13 protein-coding genes and 1 other RNA gene are annotated in these 13,527 nt (G+C 60.6%); 4 read left to right on the top strand and 10 right to left on the bottom strand.

The annotated features are described in order from the left end of the window. Nucleotide 1: 1 nt before the first annotated feature. The 9 genes from mraY to rsmI all read right to left on the bottom strand — a co-directional run bounded on the left by mraY (nucleotide 2) and on the right by rsmI (nucleotide 9,051). On the bottom strand, nucleotides 2-1,084 hold the full coding sequence (mraY, locus tag AB3G88_RS04745; RefSeq protein WP_078740796.1) for a phospho-N-acetylmuramoyl-pentapeptide-transferase: 1,083 nt from the start codon (nucleotides 1,082-1,084) through the stop codon (nucleotides 2-4). After that, nucleotides 1,084-2,454 carry a UDP-N-acetylmuramoyl-tripeptide--D-alanyl-D-alanine ligase gene (locus tag AB3G88_RS04740; protein WP_480453407.1) on the bottom strand — a complete coding sequence of 457 codons (1,371 nt, stop codon included), beginning with the start codon at nucleotides 2,452-2,454 and terminating at the stop codon, nucleotides 1,084-1,086. The genes mraY and AB3G88_RS04740 overlap by 1 nt, the downstream gene beginning before the upstream one ends. Beyond that, nucleotides 2,447-3,910, bottom strand: a complete 1,464-nt coding sequence (locus AB3G88_RS04735; RefSeq protein WP_099584910.1) for a UDP-N-acetylmuramoyl-L-alanyl-D-glutamate--2,6-diaminopimelate ligase — start codon at nucleotides 3,908-3,910, stop codon at nucleotides 2,447-2,449. Before AB3G88_RS04735 ends, AB3G88_RS04740 begins: the two co-directional genes overlap by 8 nt. Beyond that, on the bottom strand, nucleotides 3,910-5,652 hold the full coding sequence (locus AB3G88_RS04730) for a peptidoglycan D,D-transpeptidase FtsI family protein (protein ID WP_164673122.1): 1,743 nt from the start codon (nucleotides 5,650-5,652) through the stop codon (nucleotides 3,910-3,912). The genes AB3G88_RS04735 and AB3G88_RS04730 overlap by 1 nt, the downstream gene beginning before the upstream one ends. Next, the gene (gene ftsL, locus AB3G88_RS04725; protein ID WP_076951227.1) at nucleotides 5,652-5,945 is read right to left on the bottom strand and encodes a cell division protein FtsL; all 294 of its coding nucleotides are present in this window, start codon (nucleotides 5,943-5,945) and stop codon (nucleotides 5,652-5,654) included. The genes AB3G88_RS04730 and ftsL overlap by 1 nt, the downstream gene beginning before the upstream one ends. Beyond that, on the bottom strand, nucleotides 5,942-6,889 hold the full coding sequence (gene rsmH / locus AB3G88_RS04720; protein ID WP_026137039.1) for a 16S rRNA (cytosine(1402)-N(4))-methyltransferase RsmH: 948 nt from the start codon (nucleotides 6,887-6,889) through the stop codon (nucleotides 5,942-5,944). The genes ftsL and rsmH overlap by 4 nt, the downstream gene beginning before the upstream one ends. Continuing rightward, entirely contained in the window at nucleotides 6,886-7,341 is a 456-nt protein-coding gene (gene mraZ, locus AB3G88_RS04715; RefSeq protein WP_003171868.1) for a division/cell wall cluster transcriptional repressor MraZ, read from the bottom strand. The genes rsmH and mraZ overlap by 4 nt, the downstream gene beginning before the upstream one ends. 354 nt (nucleotides 7,342-7,695) lie before the next feature. Further along, an RNA gene (gene rnpB, locus AB3G88_RS04710) (RNase P RNA component class A) lies at nucleotides 7,696-8,049 on the bottom strand. Between the two features lie 96 nt (nucleotides 8,050-8,145). Then, complete coding sequence (rsmI, locus tag AB3G88_RS04705) at nucleotides 8,146-9,051, bottom strand: 16S rRNA (cytidine(1402)-2'-O)-methyltransferase (RefSeq protein WP_160385005.1); 906 nt, start codon at nucleotides 9,049-9,051, stop codon at nucleotides 8,146-8,148. 187 nt (nucleotides 9,052-9,238) lie between these two features. Here rsmI and AB3G88_RS04700 point away from each other — a divergent pair, with 187 nt between their 5' ends. The 4 genes from AB3G88_RS04700 (at nucleotide 9,239) to AB3G88_RS04685 (ending at nucleotide 12,685) form a co-directional block, all read left to right on the top strand. Beyond that, nucleotides 9,239-11,050, top strand: a complete 1,812-nt coding sequence (locus tag AB3G88_RS04700) for a penicillin-binding protein activator (RefSeq protein ID WP_400528292.1) — start codon at nucleotides 9,239-9,241, stop codon at nucleotides 11,048-11,050. Continuing rightward, complete coding sequence (locus AB3G88_RS04695; protein ID WP_099584908.1) at nucleotides 11,050-11,421, top strand: YraN family protein; 372 nt, start codon at nucleotides 11,050-11,052, stop codon at nucleotides 11,419-11,421. Before AB3G88_RS04700 ends, AB3G88_RS04695 begins: the two co-directional genes overlap by 1 nt. Before the next feature lie 92 nt (nucleotides 11,422-11,513). Next, a complete protein-coding gene (locus AB3G88_RS04690; RefSeq protein WP_007904374.1) occupies nucleotides 11,514-12,107 on the top strand; it encodes a phosphoheptose isomerase in 594 nt (197 codons plus the stop codon). Continuing rightward, nucleotides 12,104-12,685 carry a BON domain-containing protein gene (locus tag AB3G88_RS04685; protein WP_032886311.1) on the top strand — a complete coding sequence of 194 codons (582 nt, stop codon included), beginning with the start codon at nucleotides 12,104-12,106 and terminating at the stop codon, nucleotides 12,683-12,685. The genes AB3G88_RS04690 and AB3G88_RS04685 overlap by 4 nt, the downstream gene beginning before the upstream one ends. A gap of 68 nt (nucleotides 12,686-12,753) precedes the next feature. On the opposite strand, the gene AB3G88_RS04680 is transcribed toward AB3G88_RS04685, so the two are convergent. Beyond that, nucleotides 12,754-13,518, bottom strand: a complete 765-nt coding sequence (locus AB3G88_RS04680) for a YiaD family glycine zipper/OmpA-like lipoprotein (protein WP_400528288.1) — start codon at nucleotides 13,516-13,518, stop codon at nucleotides 12,754-12,756. Nucleotides 13,519-13,527 lie beyond the last annotated feature (9 nt).

The following is a 13,527-nucleotide window of genomic DNA, read 5'->3' as shown; positions in this document are numbered from 1 at the left end:
TCTACCTCAGTTTCAGGGTGGCAAGGCCGACCAGTACCAGAATCACGGTGATGATCCAGAAACGGACAATCACGCGTGGCTCCGGCCAGCCCTTGAGTTCAAAGTGGTGGTGAATCGGCGCCATGCGAAACACCCGGCGCCCGGTCAACTTGAAGGAGGCCACCTGGATGACCACCGACAGGGTTTCCATCACGAACACACCGCCCATGATGAACAACACGATTTCCTGGCGAACGATCACCGCAATGGTGCCCAAGGCTGCGCCCAGCGCCAGTGCGCCGACGTCGCCCATGAAGACTTGTGCCGGGTAGGTGTTGAACCACAGGAAACCCAGGCCGGCACCGATCAAGGCGCCGCAGAACACAATCAATTCACCCGCGCCCGGTACATAAGGGATCAGCAGGTATTCGGCGAATTTCACGTTACCCGACAGGTAGCAGAAGATGCCGAGCGCGCCGCCCACCATCACCGTCGGCATGATCGCCAGGCCGTCGAGGCCGTCGGTCAGGTTCACCGCGTTGCTGGAGCCGACGATCACGAAGTAGGTCAGCACCACGAAGCCGATGCCCAGTGGAATGCTGGCGTCCTTGAGCATCGGAATGATCAGGGTGGTTTCCACTGCGCTTGGCGCCGTGGTGTACAGGAAGATGGCCGCGCCCAGGCCGAATACCGACTGCCAGAAATACTTCCAGCGGCTCGGCAGCCCCTTGGAGTTTTTCTCGATCACTTTGCGGTAGTCGTCGACCCAGCCGATGGCGCCGAACAGCAAAGTCACCAGCAGCACCGTCCAGACGTAACGGTTGTGCAGGTCTGCCCAGAGCAGGGTGCTGATACCGATCGACGACAGGATCAGCGCGCCGCCCATGGTCGGGGTGCCGGACTTGGACAGGTGCGACTGCGGGCCGTCATTACGTACCGATTGACCAATTTGCAGGTTCTGCAGGGTGCGGATCATCCACGGCCCCAGAAACAGCGACAGAGACAGCGCGGTCAGCACACCCAGGATCCCGCGCAGGGTCAGGTACTGAAAGACCGCGAAGCCTTTGTGGAACTGTTGCAGATACTCAGCCAGCAGCAGCAGCATTAATGTTTCTCCGTACTTGAACCGCACAAGGCCGCGACGACGTTTTCCATCACCGCGCTGCGCGATCCCTTGATCAAAATGGTTGTGTGTTTGTCTTGTTCTGCTGCGCCCAAGGCCTGGATCAGCTCGGCCTGGGTTGCGAAATGCCGCGCACCGGGGCCGAAAGCGTTGACCGCATGGGCCATGTTCGTGCCAACGGCGTAGAGCGCGTCCACTTTGCCAGCGGCATAGGCGCCGACTTCACGATGGCCTTGTTCAGCCCAATCGCCCAACTCGCCGATATCGCCCAGTACCAGGACTTTGCGCCCATCAAAGCCTTTGAGCAGATCCACAGCGGCATTGATGGAGGACGGGTTGGCGTTGTAAGTGTCATCAATCACCCGCATGCCGTTGCTGGCAAGTTGCGCCACGGTGCGGCCCTTGACCGGCTGCACCGCGCCCAGGCCCGTGGCGATACCGAACAGCGACACACCCAGGGCATGGGCGGCAGCGGCGGCGGCCAAGGCGTTGGCGACGTTATGGTTGCCCAGCAGATTCAACTGCACGTGCTCGTCACCTTGCGGGGTGTGCAAGGTGAAGGCTGGGCAGCCACGGGCATCCACCGTGATCTTGGAGGCATGGAAGTCTGCGGCGGCATTCAATACGGCAAACGTCAGCACCTTGCGACCGGCAGCGCGCGCACGCCAGGTCTCGAAAGCCTTGTCGTCGAGGTTCAATACGGCGGTGCCCGAAGCGTCGAGGCCTTCAAGGATTTCGCCCTTGGCTTCGACGATTTTTTCCGGACCGCCGAACTCACCTACATGGGCGGTGCCGGCATTGTTGATGATCGCAACGTGGGGCTTGGTCAGCGCCACGGTATAGGCGATTTCGCCGACGCGCGAAGCCCCCAGCTCAATCACCGCCGCCGTGTGTTCCGGGGCCAGTTCGAGCAGGGTCAGCGGGGCGCCGAAATCATTGTTCAGGTTGCCACGGGTCGCAAGCACCGGGCCGCGTGTGCGCAGTACACCGGCGAGCAGTTCCTTGACCGTGGTCTTGCCGCTGGAGCCAGTGACGGCGGCGACAGGCTTATCGAACGCTGCACGGTTGAGCGCACCCAATTGGCCAAGGGCCAGCCGGGTATCGGCGACCAGCAGTTGCGGCAAAGTGGAGTCGGCGACTTCGCGCTGCACCAAGGCACCCACGGCACCTTTGGCAGCGACGTCGTTCAGGTAATCGTGACCGTCAAAGCGTGGGCCGGCCAAGGCGACGAACAGTTGCCCCGGCTTGATCGCCCGGCTATCGATGCTCACGCCATCGAAGCGGCAATCGCTCGACAGCACGCGGGCCGACAGGGCCTGGGTCAGTTCACCGAATGTCATCGCCTTAAGCATGGGCAACCTCCCAAGCGGTCAAGGCATGATCGGCCTCGACCAGATCGGAGAAGGCATGGCGCTCGCCGTTGATTTCCTGGTAGTCCTCGTGACCTTTGCCGGCCAGTACGACCACGTCGTCAGCGCTGGCGCCGGCGATCAATTGCGCGATGGCCGCACCGCGACCAGCAACGAACGTCGCCTTGGAGACGTCTTTGAAGCCTGCGCGGATATCGTCGAAAATCTGGCTCGGGCTTTCGCTGCGCGGGTTGTCATCAGTGACCAGCACGCCGTCGGCCAAGCGCTCGACAATCTCGGCCATCAGCGGACGCTTGCCGCGATCACGATCACCGCCGCAACCGAACAGGCAGAGCAACTTGCCTTTGGCGTGAGGGCGCAGGGCTTCGAGGACTTTTTCCAGGGCATCCGGGGTATGGGCGTAATCAACCACCACCAGCGGCTGCGTGCCGCCACCCAGGCGCTGCATGCGACCGGCCGGACCTTCCAGCTTCGGTAGCACCTTGAGGATCTCGTCCAAGGCGTAATCCAGGCCAAGCAACGCGCCGATGGCGGCGAGGACGTTGCTCAGGTTGAAACGCCCGAGCAACGTGCTGCGCAGGTGGTGTTCGCCCTGGGGCGTTACCAGCGTGGCGCGCACGCCTTCGTCATTGAATTGGGCTTCGCGGCAGTACAGGTATGCGCTGGCGTCCAGCAGGCTGTAGCTGATCAAACGCGATTCGCTGTCCTGGGCAGCCAATTGGCGACCGAACTCATCGTCCAGGTTCACGACCCGGCACTTCAAGTCACTCCAGGCGAACAACTTGGCCTTGGCGGCGGCGTACGCCTCCATGGTGCCGTGGTAGTCCAGGTGGTCCCGGGACAGGTTGGTCATCACTGCCACGTCAAAAGCCAGTGCAGTCACGCGGCCCTGGTCGAGGCCGTGGGACGAGACTTCCATGGCAACCGCCTTGGCACCGGCCTTTTTCAGGTCGGCCAGGGTCGCTTGCACGGCGATAGGATTCGGCGTGGTATGCAGGCCGCTTTGCAGCGCGCCATAAAACCCGGTGCCCAAGGTACCCACGATGCCGCAGTGCTGGCCCAGCAGGTCAAGCGCCTGGGCAACCAGCTGGGTCACGCTGGTCTTGCCGTTGGTGCCAGTCACGCCCACCAGATTGAGGTGACGACTCGGGTCACCATAGAAGCGCCCGGCGATGTCCGACAATTGCTTGGCCAGACCTTTGACCGGGATCAGCGGCACGTCGGTGATCGGCAGCACGGTGGCGCCTTCCACTTCATAAGCCACGGCGGCTGCACCGCGCTGCAAGGCGTCGGCTATATGCGCACGGCCATCGACCTTGCCGCCCGGCACCGCCAGGAACAGGTCACCAGCGCGCACATTACGGCTGTCCAGAGTCAACTCGCGAATCAGCAGATCGCGGCCGGCGTGGGCGAAAATCTTGTTCAGGCTAAGAGACATCAGCCGCGCCCTCCATTGGCTTTGACTGCAGCGGCCGGTGGTCCGGCGTTCGCTTGTTGGGTCGGCGGCAGGTTGTCCGGCGTGATGTTCATCAGGCGCAGGGTGCCGGACATCACTTTGCTGAACACAGGCGCCGAAACCAGGCCACCGAAGTAACCGGCTTTGCTTGGCTCGTCGATCACCACAACAATGGCGTAGCGTGGGTCGCTCATCGGGCCGAAGCCGGCGAACAGCGAACGGTAGGAGTTTTCGGCATAGCCCTTGGTCCCCACCGACGTCTTACGTGCGGTACCGGACTTGCCTGCTACGTGATAAGCCGGCACCTGGGCACGGAATACGCCACGTGGCGCTTCGATCACTTGTTGCAGCATGCCTTGCATGGTCTTGGCGACATTTTCCGGGATGACCTGCGTGGCTTTTGGCGCTTCGTCAACGTGGATCAGGCTCAGCGGCACCATGCGGCCATTGTTAGCCAGTACGGAGAAGGCGTGAGCCAGTTGGATAGCGGTTACCGATAGACCGTAACCATAGGAAAGCGTGGCGGTCTCGGCCTTTTTCCAGTCGCGGTAGTTCGGCAGGTTGCCGACGCGCTCACCGGGGAAGTCCAGGCCGGTGGGTTGGCCCAGGCCGATTTTTTGCGCCAGGTGGTAGATGGTTTCGCCGCCGATATCGAAGGCGACCTTACTCATGCCGACGTTACTGGAGTTGATCAGGATGCCTGTCAAATCCAGCACTGGACCTTCGGTGCGCGATACGTCACGAATGGTGTATTTGCCCAACTGCAACGTGCCGGGGTACACCTCGACCTTGTCGCTGGGCTTCCAGCGTCCGGTTTCCAGGGCGGCACTCATGGAGATGGCTTTCATGGTCGAACCCGGCTCGAACACGTCGATCATGGCGCGGTTGCGCATCATCGCCGGTTGCAGGTTGCGACGGTTGTTCGGGTTGTAGGTCGGCTGGTTGACCATGGCCAGGATCTCGCCGGTCTTCACGTCCATGATCACCAGGCTGCCGGCCTTGGCGCCGTTCTCGATGATCGCGTTACGCAGCTCGCGGTTGGCCAGGTATTGCAGACGCAGGTCAATCGACAACGCCAAGGGCTTGCCGGCCTTGGCGTTTTTGGTGACTTGGACATCCTTGATCAGTCTGCCGCGCCGATCCTTGATGACTTGTCGTTTGCCGGGAACCCCGGCCAGCCACTCATCGTAGGCCAGCTCGACGCCTTCGCGACCGTGGTCATCGATGTCGGTAAAGCCGACCATATGGGCAGTGGTTTCACCGGCCGGATAGAAACGACGGAACTCCTCGATGCCGTAGACACCGGGGACTTTAAGGTCGAGCACTTGCTGGCCTTGTTCGGGGGTGAGGCCGCGAACGAGGTAGATGAATTCTTTGTTGGCCTGGGCTTCAAGACGCTCAGCCAGGGCCTTTGGGTCCTGACCCAAGGCGGCAGCCAGTTGTGGCCACTTGTCCTTGGCCACCTGCAATTCCTTGGCGTTGGCCCACAGGGTGGTCACCGGCGTACTGACGGCCAGAGGCTCGCCGTTACGGTCAGTGATCAGACCGCGGTGCGCAGGAATCGGGATATGACGCAGGCTACGGGCATCGCCCTGGCCGATCAGGAAGTCGCGGTCAACCACCTGCAGGTCAATGATCCGCCAGGCAATCGCACCCACCATCAATGCCAGCAAGCCGAGCATCAGGCGGAAGCGCCATGGGTAGAGTGCGCCTTCGAGCTTCATCATGGCGCCACCATGCGAACGTCGGCCGCGCCCGGGATGTGCATTTTCAGTTGTTCGGTCGCCAGCACTTCGATACGGCTATGGGCCGTCCAGGTGCTTTGCTCCAGGATCAACCGGCCCCACTCCGCCTGCGCTTTGTCGCGCACGCTCAATTCCCCATAGAGGGTATTGAGCAATTGGCGGTTGTAGTGCGCGCTGTAGGACACCGCAATCGCGGACACCAGCACGCCGACGTACAGCAGCATCATGAAGAAGCTGCCGCCCGGCAGGGGCTTGGCGAAAAGCTTGCTCACCGCAGCTTCTCCGCGACGCGCATGACGGCGCTACGGGAGCGTGGGTTGGCCTTGAGTTCCGCTTCGGAAGCGAACTGCGCTTTGCCATGGATTTTGATTTTCGGCACAAAGGCCTCGAAACGCACCGGCAGGTTGCGCGGCAGGTTGTCGGACTCACCCTTGACCAGGCGACGCATGAACAATTTGACGATGCGGTCTTCCAAGGAGTGGAAGCTGATCACCACCAGGCGACCGCCGACTTCCAACGCGTCCAGAGCGGCTTCGAGGCCTGCTTCCAGATCGCCCAATTCGTTATTGACGTGAATACGCAGACCCTGGAACGCACGGGTCGCCGGGTTCTTGCCCTTTTCCCAGGCAGGGTTGGCGACTTTCAGCACTTCGGCCAGGTCGGCAGTGCGCTCGAACGGCTGGATCTCGCGGCGCTCGACCACGGCACGGGCCATGCGACCGGCGAAGCGCTCTTCACCGTATTCCTTGAATACGCGGGTGATTTCTTCATGGGGAGCGGTGGCGATGAACTGTGCCGCGCTGATGCCACGGGTAGGGTCCATGCGCATGTCGAGGGGGCCGTCGTTCATGAAACTGAAGCCGCGCTCCGGGTCGTCGAGCTGTGGCGAAGACACGCCCAGGTCGAGCAAAACCCCGGCCACCTTGCCCGCCATGCCGCGCTCAGCCACTTCGGCGCCCAGCTCGGCAAAGCTGCGCTGCACAACGACAAAGCGGCCGTCTTCGGCCGCTAGCGCTTGCCCGGTGGCAATCGCTTGGGGGTCTTTGTCGAACCCGAGGAGCTTACCGTCGGACCCGAGCTGGCTGAGTATCAACCGGCTGTGCCCGCCCCTGCCGAAGGTGCCATCCAAATAGCAGCCATCCGCACGTACGGCGAGAGCCTCAACGGCTTCGTCAAGCAGTACGGTGATGTGGTTAAAGCCGCTATCAATAGTCACAGGATCAAATCACGCAGTTCATCAGGCATAGCGCCCGGTTGTTGAATAGCAGCCAGGTCAGCTGCAGAAACAGCATCCCAGGCATCTTCGTCCCACAATTGGAACTTGTTCAGTTGGCCGACCAGCATTGCGCGCTTGTCCAGCTTGGCGTACTCGCGCAGACGCGGGGGCACCAGGAAACGACCGCTGCCATCGAGCTCAAGGTCGACGGCATTACCGATCAGCAAACGCTGCAGGCGGCGGTTTTCTTCACGCAATGAAGGCAGGGCGCGCAATTTGGTTTCGATCAACTCCCACTCATCGAGGGGGTAAACGCATAAACAAGGGTCAACGGCATCGATCGTGATGATTAACTGCCCGGAACTTCGCGAAATCAGCTCGTCACGATACCGGCTCGGCATAGCGAGACGGCCTTTTGCATCGAGACTGATAGCGTTAGCTCCGCGAAACACAGATGCGTTTCTCCAAATTTTAGCGTTTTACGTTCAAAAAACCCACTTTGTGCCACTTTCCGCCACTTGCGCACACTATAGGAATGCGCCCACCACACCGTCAAGGCGCGGATTCAAGGAAAAGCCTTACAGAACGGAGATTTAGGAGCGTAAAAGCAGGAGAAACCAGAGTTCGACGGTGTTTTTGACCCAGCAAGATCAAATAGCTCAAAGAGCTACGACTTAAAGTTAAAGTAATTTATTAAGAGTAAGATTTTTTTGGTATTACGAAGATGCATCTGCCAATGATTTGGCAGGGAGGGATTCTTGCGCTACTACCGAGTTTCTGCCTGAGATTCAGGCAGAGGGAAAAAGGTGGAGAGTCGATCTGTAAGCCGGGTTCTGTCTTGAACAGTCATTCGTCTACGATGGCCATCACTGGACACCTTTAGCAACCTACCCGGTCCCAGCGCGGGCCACGCCTTGGGACCCTATTTGGTCTTGCTCCAAGTGGGGTTTACCTAGCCACGAACTGTTGCCAGTCGTGCGGTGCGCTCTTACCGCACCTTTTCACCCTTACCGGCACCGAAGTGCTTAGGCGGTTATTTTCTGTGGCACTTTCCGTAGGCTCACGCCTCCCAGGCATTACCTGGCACTTCGCCCTATGGAGCCCGGACTTTCCTCCCCCCCCTAATTTTCATAGAGGGCAGCGACTGTCCAATCGACTCTCCGCCGCGCAGGTTAACGGCACGGCGGCCTCAGGACAAGTACTAAAAATGCAGCATCGCCATCACGTTCAGACGAGATACAGCTATAACCCCGGAACTATTCAGCTTTTTGTTTATCCAGCGCGACTTGATACAACACGTTCTTACGTAAGCCGGTGATTTCCGCCGCCAAGGCTGCGGCACGCTTGAGGGGCATTTCCTTGAGCAGCAGGTCCAGGATACGCATGGCCTCGCTGCCGACTGCATCTTCGGCTTCCGGCGCCGTCCAGCCCGCCACCAGAACAACACACTCGCCGCGCTGCTGATTGCTGTCACCTTCGACAAACGCGCGCAGTTCCTCCAGCGGCAGCCCCTTGAGGGTTTCGAAGGTTTTGGTCAGTTCACGGGCCAGCAATGCCAGGCGCGCGCCGCCAAACACCAGTTCCATATCCTGCAGACATTCAAGGATGCGGTGCGGCGCTTCGTAGAAGATCAGGGTCCGTGGCTCTTCCTTTACCGCCTCAAGGCGCGCACGCCGCCCCACCGCCTTGGCCGGCAGGAAACCCTCGAAGATGAAGCGGTCCGAAGGCAGGCCTGCCGCCGACAATGCAGCAATCAGCGCGCACGCCCCCGGAACAGGCACTACATTGATACCAGCGGCCCGCGCTTGGCGAACCAAGTGGTAACCCGGATCGGAAATCAGCGGCGTGCCCGCGTCGGAGATCAGCGCCACATCGTCACCGGCCAGCAGGCGTACGATAAAGCGGCTGCCTTCTTCGCGTTCGTTATGCTCGTGGCACGCGGCTAATGGCGTGCTGATACCAAAATGCTGCATCAACCGTTGGGAGTGCCGCGTGTCTTCCGCCGCGATCAATTTAACCTCGCGCAACACTTTCAGCGCCCGGGCACTGATGTCGTCCAGGTTGCCAATGGGCGTCGCCACGACAAAAAGCGAGCCTGCAGTGGAATTCAAAGGACCTGGAGCAGTCAAAACGCACACCTCGATGGTTGGCAAAAGCCACATTGTAGCGCGTAGACGCCTTGAAAATATGCCATCACGGCCGACGCCTTTTCAGCCGCCGATTGCCAACGGCAGCCCAATAGCAACATTTGCACGACCTAAATCGACGGTTTCACGCCAGTAACATCGCGCCTGGGCCAGTGCTTGGGTACAATTCCACGCTAATTTGATCGGTATCAGGAACACTTACATGATCGCTTGCCTGCGGCTGCTCTCCGCCCTCTGCCTCGCTGCCTTACTGGCGGCTTGCGCCAGCTCGCCCTCGTCCAGCCTTGGCGAACTTCCACGGACCCCGGATGCCAGTATCGAGCAACTGCTCGAACAGGCCACCACCGCCAAGACGCCAGAAAAGGCCGCATTGCTGCGCCTGAGTGCGGCAGACATGGCCTACAAACAGAACAATCCCGGCCGCTCATCGCAGATTCTTGCACAAGTGCCCCTGGATACCCTCAAGCCAGCCGCACAAGTATTTGCCAGCACACTGGCCGCCGAACTGGCCATGGCGCGCAACCAGCCCAAAGCCGCGCTGACGGCCTTGAACCACCCAAGCCTGCAAAGCCTGAAGGATCTGCCGACCGAACAGCAGATCCGCACCGGTACCGTGCATGCCCGCGCTTACGAAGCCGATGGCCAGACCCTCGCCGCTGCCCGCGAGAGGGTCGCGATGGCGCCACTACTGACTGGCGAGGCCGCCAACAGTAATCACGAAGCCATCTGGACGCTGATTGCCGCACTGCCGGCCGAACAGCTGCAAGCCAGCGGCACCCCGATCCTGGACGGCTGGATCTCCCTCGCCCAGGCGGTCAAGGGCGCCGGTACGCTGGAGCAACAACAGGCGGCTATCGACACCTGGCGTGCGCAGAATCCGGGCCACCCGGCCGCCGTGCAGTTGCCTACGCCGCTGACCAAACTCAAGGAACTGGCGAGCCAACCCCTGAACAAGATCGCCCTGCTGCTGCCACAAGAAGGCCCGCTGGCCTCCGTCGGCAAGGCGTTGCGCGAAGGCTTCATGGCGGCTCACTACCAGGCTGAACAAGCCGGCCAGAAGCCGCCGGTGATCGAGTTCTATGACAGCTCGCGCCTGACCTCCATCGACGACTTCTACGCCAAGGCCCAGGCCGCCGGCGTGCAATTGGTTGTCGGCCCACTGGAGAAGCCGCTGGTCAAACAGCTCAGTGCGCGCCCGCAACTGCCGATCACCACACTGGCGCTGAACTACAGCGAAACCGATCAAGGCCCTGCGCAATTGTTCCAGTTCGGGCTGGCCGCTGAAGACGAAGCCCGCGAAGTATCGCGCCGTGCCCGTGCCGACGGCCTGCATCGCGCAGCCGCGATGGTGCCGCGTGGCGAATGGGGTGAGCGCGTCTACAAGGCGTTCCGCCAGGACTGGGAAGCCAATGGCGGCACCGTTATGGGTGTCGAGTATGTCGACCAGCCGGTCGCCCTGGCCCAGCAGATTGCCGATCTGTTCCAACTGCGTAAAAGCGAAGGCCGCGCCAAGAGCCTGCAAAGTACCGTGGGCACCGACGTAGCGGCACAACCGTCGCGTCGCCAGGACATCGAATTCATCTTCCTGGCCGTCACCCCGCAACTGGCCCAGCAGATCAAGCCGACCCTGAACTTCCAGTACGCCGGCGACGTGCCGGTCTACGCAACGTCCCACGTGTTCAGCGCCAGCGGTGACCGCAACCAGTACCTGGACATGACCAACGTGATGTTCTGCGAAACACCTTGGCTGCTCAACACCACCGATCCGCTGCGTAACCAGGTTGCTGCACAATGGCCGCAAGCCAATGGCAGCCTTGGTCGCCTGTATGCAATGGGCGTCGACGCCTACCGCCTCGCACCACGCCTGGGCCAGCTCAAGGCGCTGCCAGATACACGGGTTGACGGTCTTTCGGGCAACCTGGGTATCAGCGCCAACCAACGCGTCGATCGCCAGATGCCTTGGGCCAAGTTCGTCGGTGGCGAGGTCCAACGCCTGCCGGACACACCGCGCTGATGCCCGAGCGGACCAGCGCGCAATGCGGCAAGGATGCCGAACTTCAAGCTCTGCAACACTTGCAGCAACAGGGTCTGCGCCTGCTGGCGCAGAACTGGTTGTGTAAACGCGGCGAGCTTGATCTGGTCATGCTTGACGGCGATACAGTAGTATTCGTCGAAGTCCGCTACAGAAAACACGCACAATGGGGTGGCGCGCTCGCCAGTATCGACGGGCGCAAGCGTCAGAAGCTGATACTCGCCGCGCAGTTTTTCCTGCAAAAAGAGCATCGGTGGGCCGACGCCCCCTGCCGTTTCGACGTGGTTGCCATAGAAAGCACACCGTCTGGCAAGGCTGATCTGAACTGGCTCAAAGATGCCTTCGACAGCTGACTCACCGGACATCTTCACCACACACTTTTGCTCTTTGCTTTGCGGGCTGCACATTCCTGTGCCAAACAGCCGCGCTACTTAAGGTCACACAGATGGACATGCAATCCCGAATTCGCCAGCTTTTCCAGGCCAGCATCGACACCAAGCAACAGGCGATGGACGTACTTGCACCGCACATCGAGCAAGCCAGTCAGGTCATGGTCAATGCCTTGCTAAACGAGGGCAAAATGCTTTCGTGCGGCAACGGCGGTTCGGCTGGCGATGCCCAGCATTTCTCGTCCGAGCTGCTCAACCGCTTCGAGCGTGAGCGTCCGAGCCTGCCGGCTATCGCCTTGACGACCGATTCGTCGACGATCACCTCGATTGCCAACGACTACAGCTACAACGAAATCTTCTCCAAGCAGATCCGCGCCCTGGGCCAACCGGGCGATGTCCTGCTGGCGATTTCCACCAGCGGCAACTCGGCGAATATTATTCAAGCGATCCAGGCCGCACATGATCGCGAAATGATTGTCGTAGCATTGACCGGACGCGATGGCGGCGGCATGGCCTCGCTGCTGCTGCCCGAAGATGTTGAAATTCGCGTCCCGGCCAATGTCACCGCACGTATTCAGGAAGTCCACCTGCTGGCGATCCACTGCCTGTGCGATCTGATCGACAGCCAACTGTTTGGGAGTGAAGAATGACCGTTAACCGCCTCGGCCTCTTGGCCATTACGCTGTGCCTCGGCATCAGCGGCTGCAGCACGGCGATCACTGCAACACGTGACACCCCTATTCAGGATGACAAGGGCACCCGCACCTTCGGCAGCAAGATCGACGACTCGTTGATCGAAACCAAGGTGGAAGTCAACGTTGCCAAAGCCGCCACGGATCTGGGCAACGGTGCGTCGCGCATCGTCGTCACCAGCTTCAACGGTGTCGTACTGCTCGCCGGTCAAACCCCGCGGGCCGATCTCAAGGCTCAAGCAGAACAAGCAGCCGCCTCGGTTCAGCGGGTCAAGAAGGTCCACAACGAATTGCAGGTCATGGACCCTATCACCCTGCTGGCCATCAGCAACGACGCGCTGCTGACCACCAAGATCAAGGCACAGATGCTGACCGACAACGCGATCCCTGGCTCGCGGATCAAGGTCGTGACAGACAACGGCATCGTGTACCTGATGGGCTTGCTGACACAGGCAGAAGCCACCCGAGCCTCCAACCTGGTACAGGGTGTATCCGGCGTGCAGAAAATCGTGAAGGTGTTCGAATACATCGACTGATGTAACCGACAGGCACAAAAAAGGGCGCCGTGCATTGATTGCACGGCGCCCTTTTTATTTGCCGCTGTTTACTGGTACTGCGAGTAAGGGTTGCCCTGGAACTGGTTGTTCTGTTGTGGCGCCTGCTGCTGACCGCCGTATTGCTGACCTGGAATTGGCCCAAGGTTGACCTCTACGCGACGGTTCTGGGCGCGACCGTTAACGTCGGCATTGCTGGCAATCGGGTTATCCGGGCCGGCACCTCGTGCGCTCAGGTTGGCACCGTTGACGCCTTGGGAGGTCAGGTAGTTGGCCACGCTCTGCGCACGACGCTGGGACAGGTCCATGTTCAGCTGGCGGCTACCGGTACTGTCGGTGTAGCCCACGATCTGGATGGTGTTCTGGTTGAACTGCTTGAGGGAGTTGGCCAGGTTGTTCAGCGGCTGATAGAAGCTGCTGGAGATCGCGTCCGAGTTGGTGGCAAAGGTGATGTTGCCCGGCATGATCAGCTTGATCTGATCGCCTTGGCGCTGCACTTCAACCCCGGTGTTGGCCATGCTCTCGCGCAGTTTCTTTTCCTGTTGGTCGGCGTAGTAGCCGTAACCCGCTGCGCCAGCACCTGCAACCACCGCACCGATCAGTGCGCCCTTGCCACGGTTGTTATGGTCGATGGCAGCACCGGCCAATGCACCGGCCAGAGCACCAAGGCCGCCGTACTTGGCGGTTTTGCTCATACCGCTGGATTCATTATTCGCCTGTCCCTGGCTGCTGCCGTCATAAGGATTAGGTGAAGCGCAGCCGGATAACAGGGCTACGGCGGTGGCGACAACAAGCAGACGACGCGGAGTGAACATGAAGAGAGC

Source organism: Pseudomonas arvensis (assembly GCF_056688935.1).
Note: the sequence above shows the minus strand (reverse complement) of the source record. Positions and strands in the feature narration are given on the sequence as shown.

Excerpts from the sequence above, each read along its gene's own strand:
- rsmI (WP_160385005.1), bottom strand. The coding sequence starts at position 9,051 with ATGTGGCTTTTGCCAACCATCGAGGTGTGCGTTTTGACTGCTCCAGGT.
- mraY (WP_078740796.1), bottom strand. The coding sequence starts at position 1,084 with ATGCTGCTGCTGCTGGCTGAGTATCTGCAACAGTTCCACAAAGGCTTC.
- AB3G88_RS04740 (WP_480453407.1), bottom strand. The coding sequence starts at position 2,454 with ATGCTTAAGGCGATGACATTCGGTGAACTGACCCAGGCCCTGTCGGCC.
- AB3G88_RS04695 (WP_099584908.1), top strand. The coding sequence starts at position 11,050 with ATGCCCGAGCGGACCAGCGCGCAATGCGGCAAGGATGCCGAACTTCAA.
- AB3G88_RS04735 (WP_099584910.1), bottom strand. The coding sequence starts at position 3,910 with ATGTCTCTTAGCCTGAACAAGATTTTCGCCCACGCCGGCCGCGATCTG.
- AB3G88_RS04700 (WP_400528292.1), top strand. The coding sequence starts at position 9,239 with ATGATCGCTTGCCTGCGGCTGCTCTCCGCCCTCTGCCTCGCTGCCTTA.
- AB3G88_RS04730 (WP_164673122.1), bottom strand. The coding sequence starts at position 5,652 with ATGAAGCTCGAAGGCGCACTCTACCCATGGCGCTTCCGCCTGATGCTC.
- AB3G88_RS04690 (WP_007904374.1), top strand. The coding sequence starts at position 11,514 with ATGGACATGCAATCCCGAATTCGCCAGCTTTTCCAGGCCAGCATCGAC.
- AB3G88_RS04685 (WP_032886311.1), top strand. The coding sequence starts at position 12,104 with ATGACCGTTAACCGCCTCGGCCTCTTGGCCATTACGCTGTGCCTCGGC.
- AB3G88_RS04680 (WP_400528288.1), bottom strand. The coding sequence starts at position 13,518 with ATGTTCACTCCGCGTCGTCTGCTTGTTGTCGCCACCGCCGTAGCCCTG.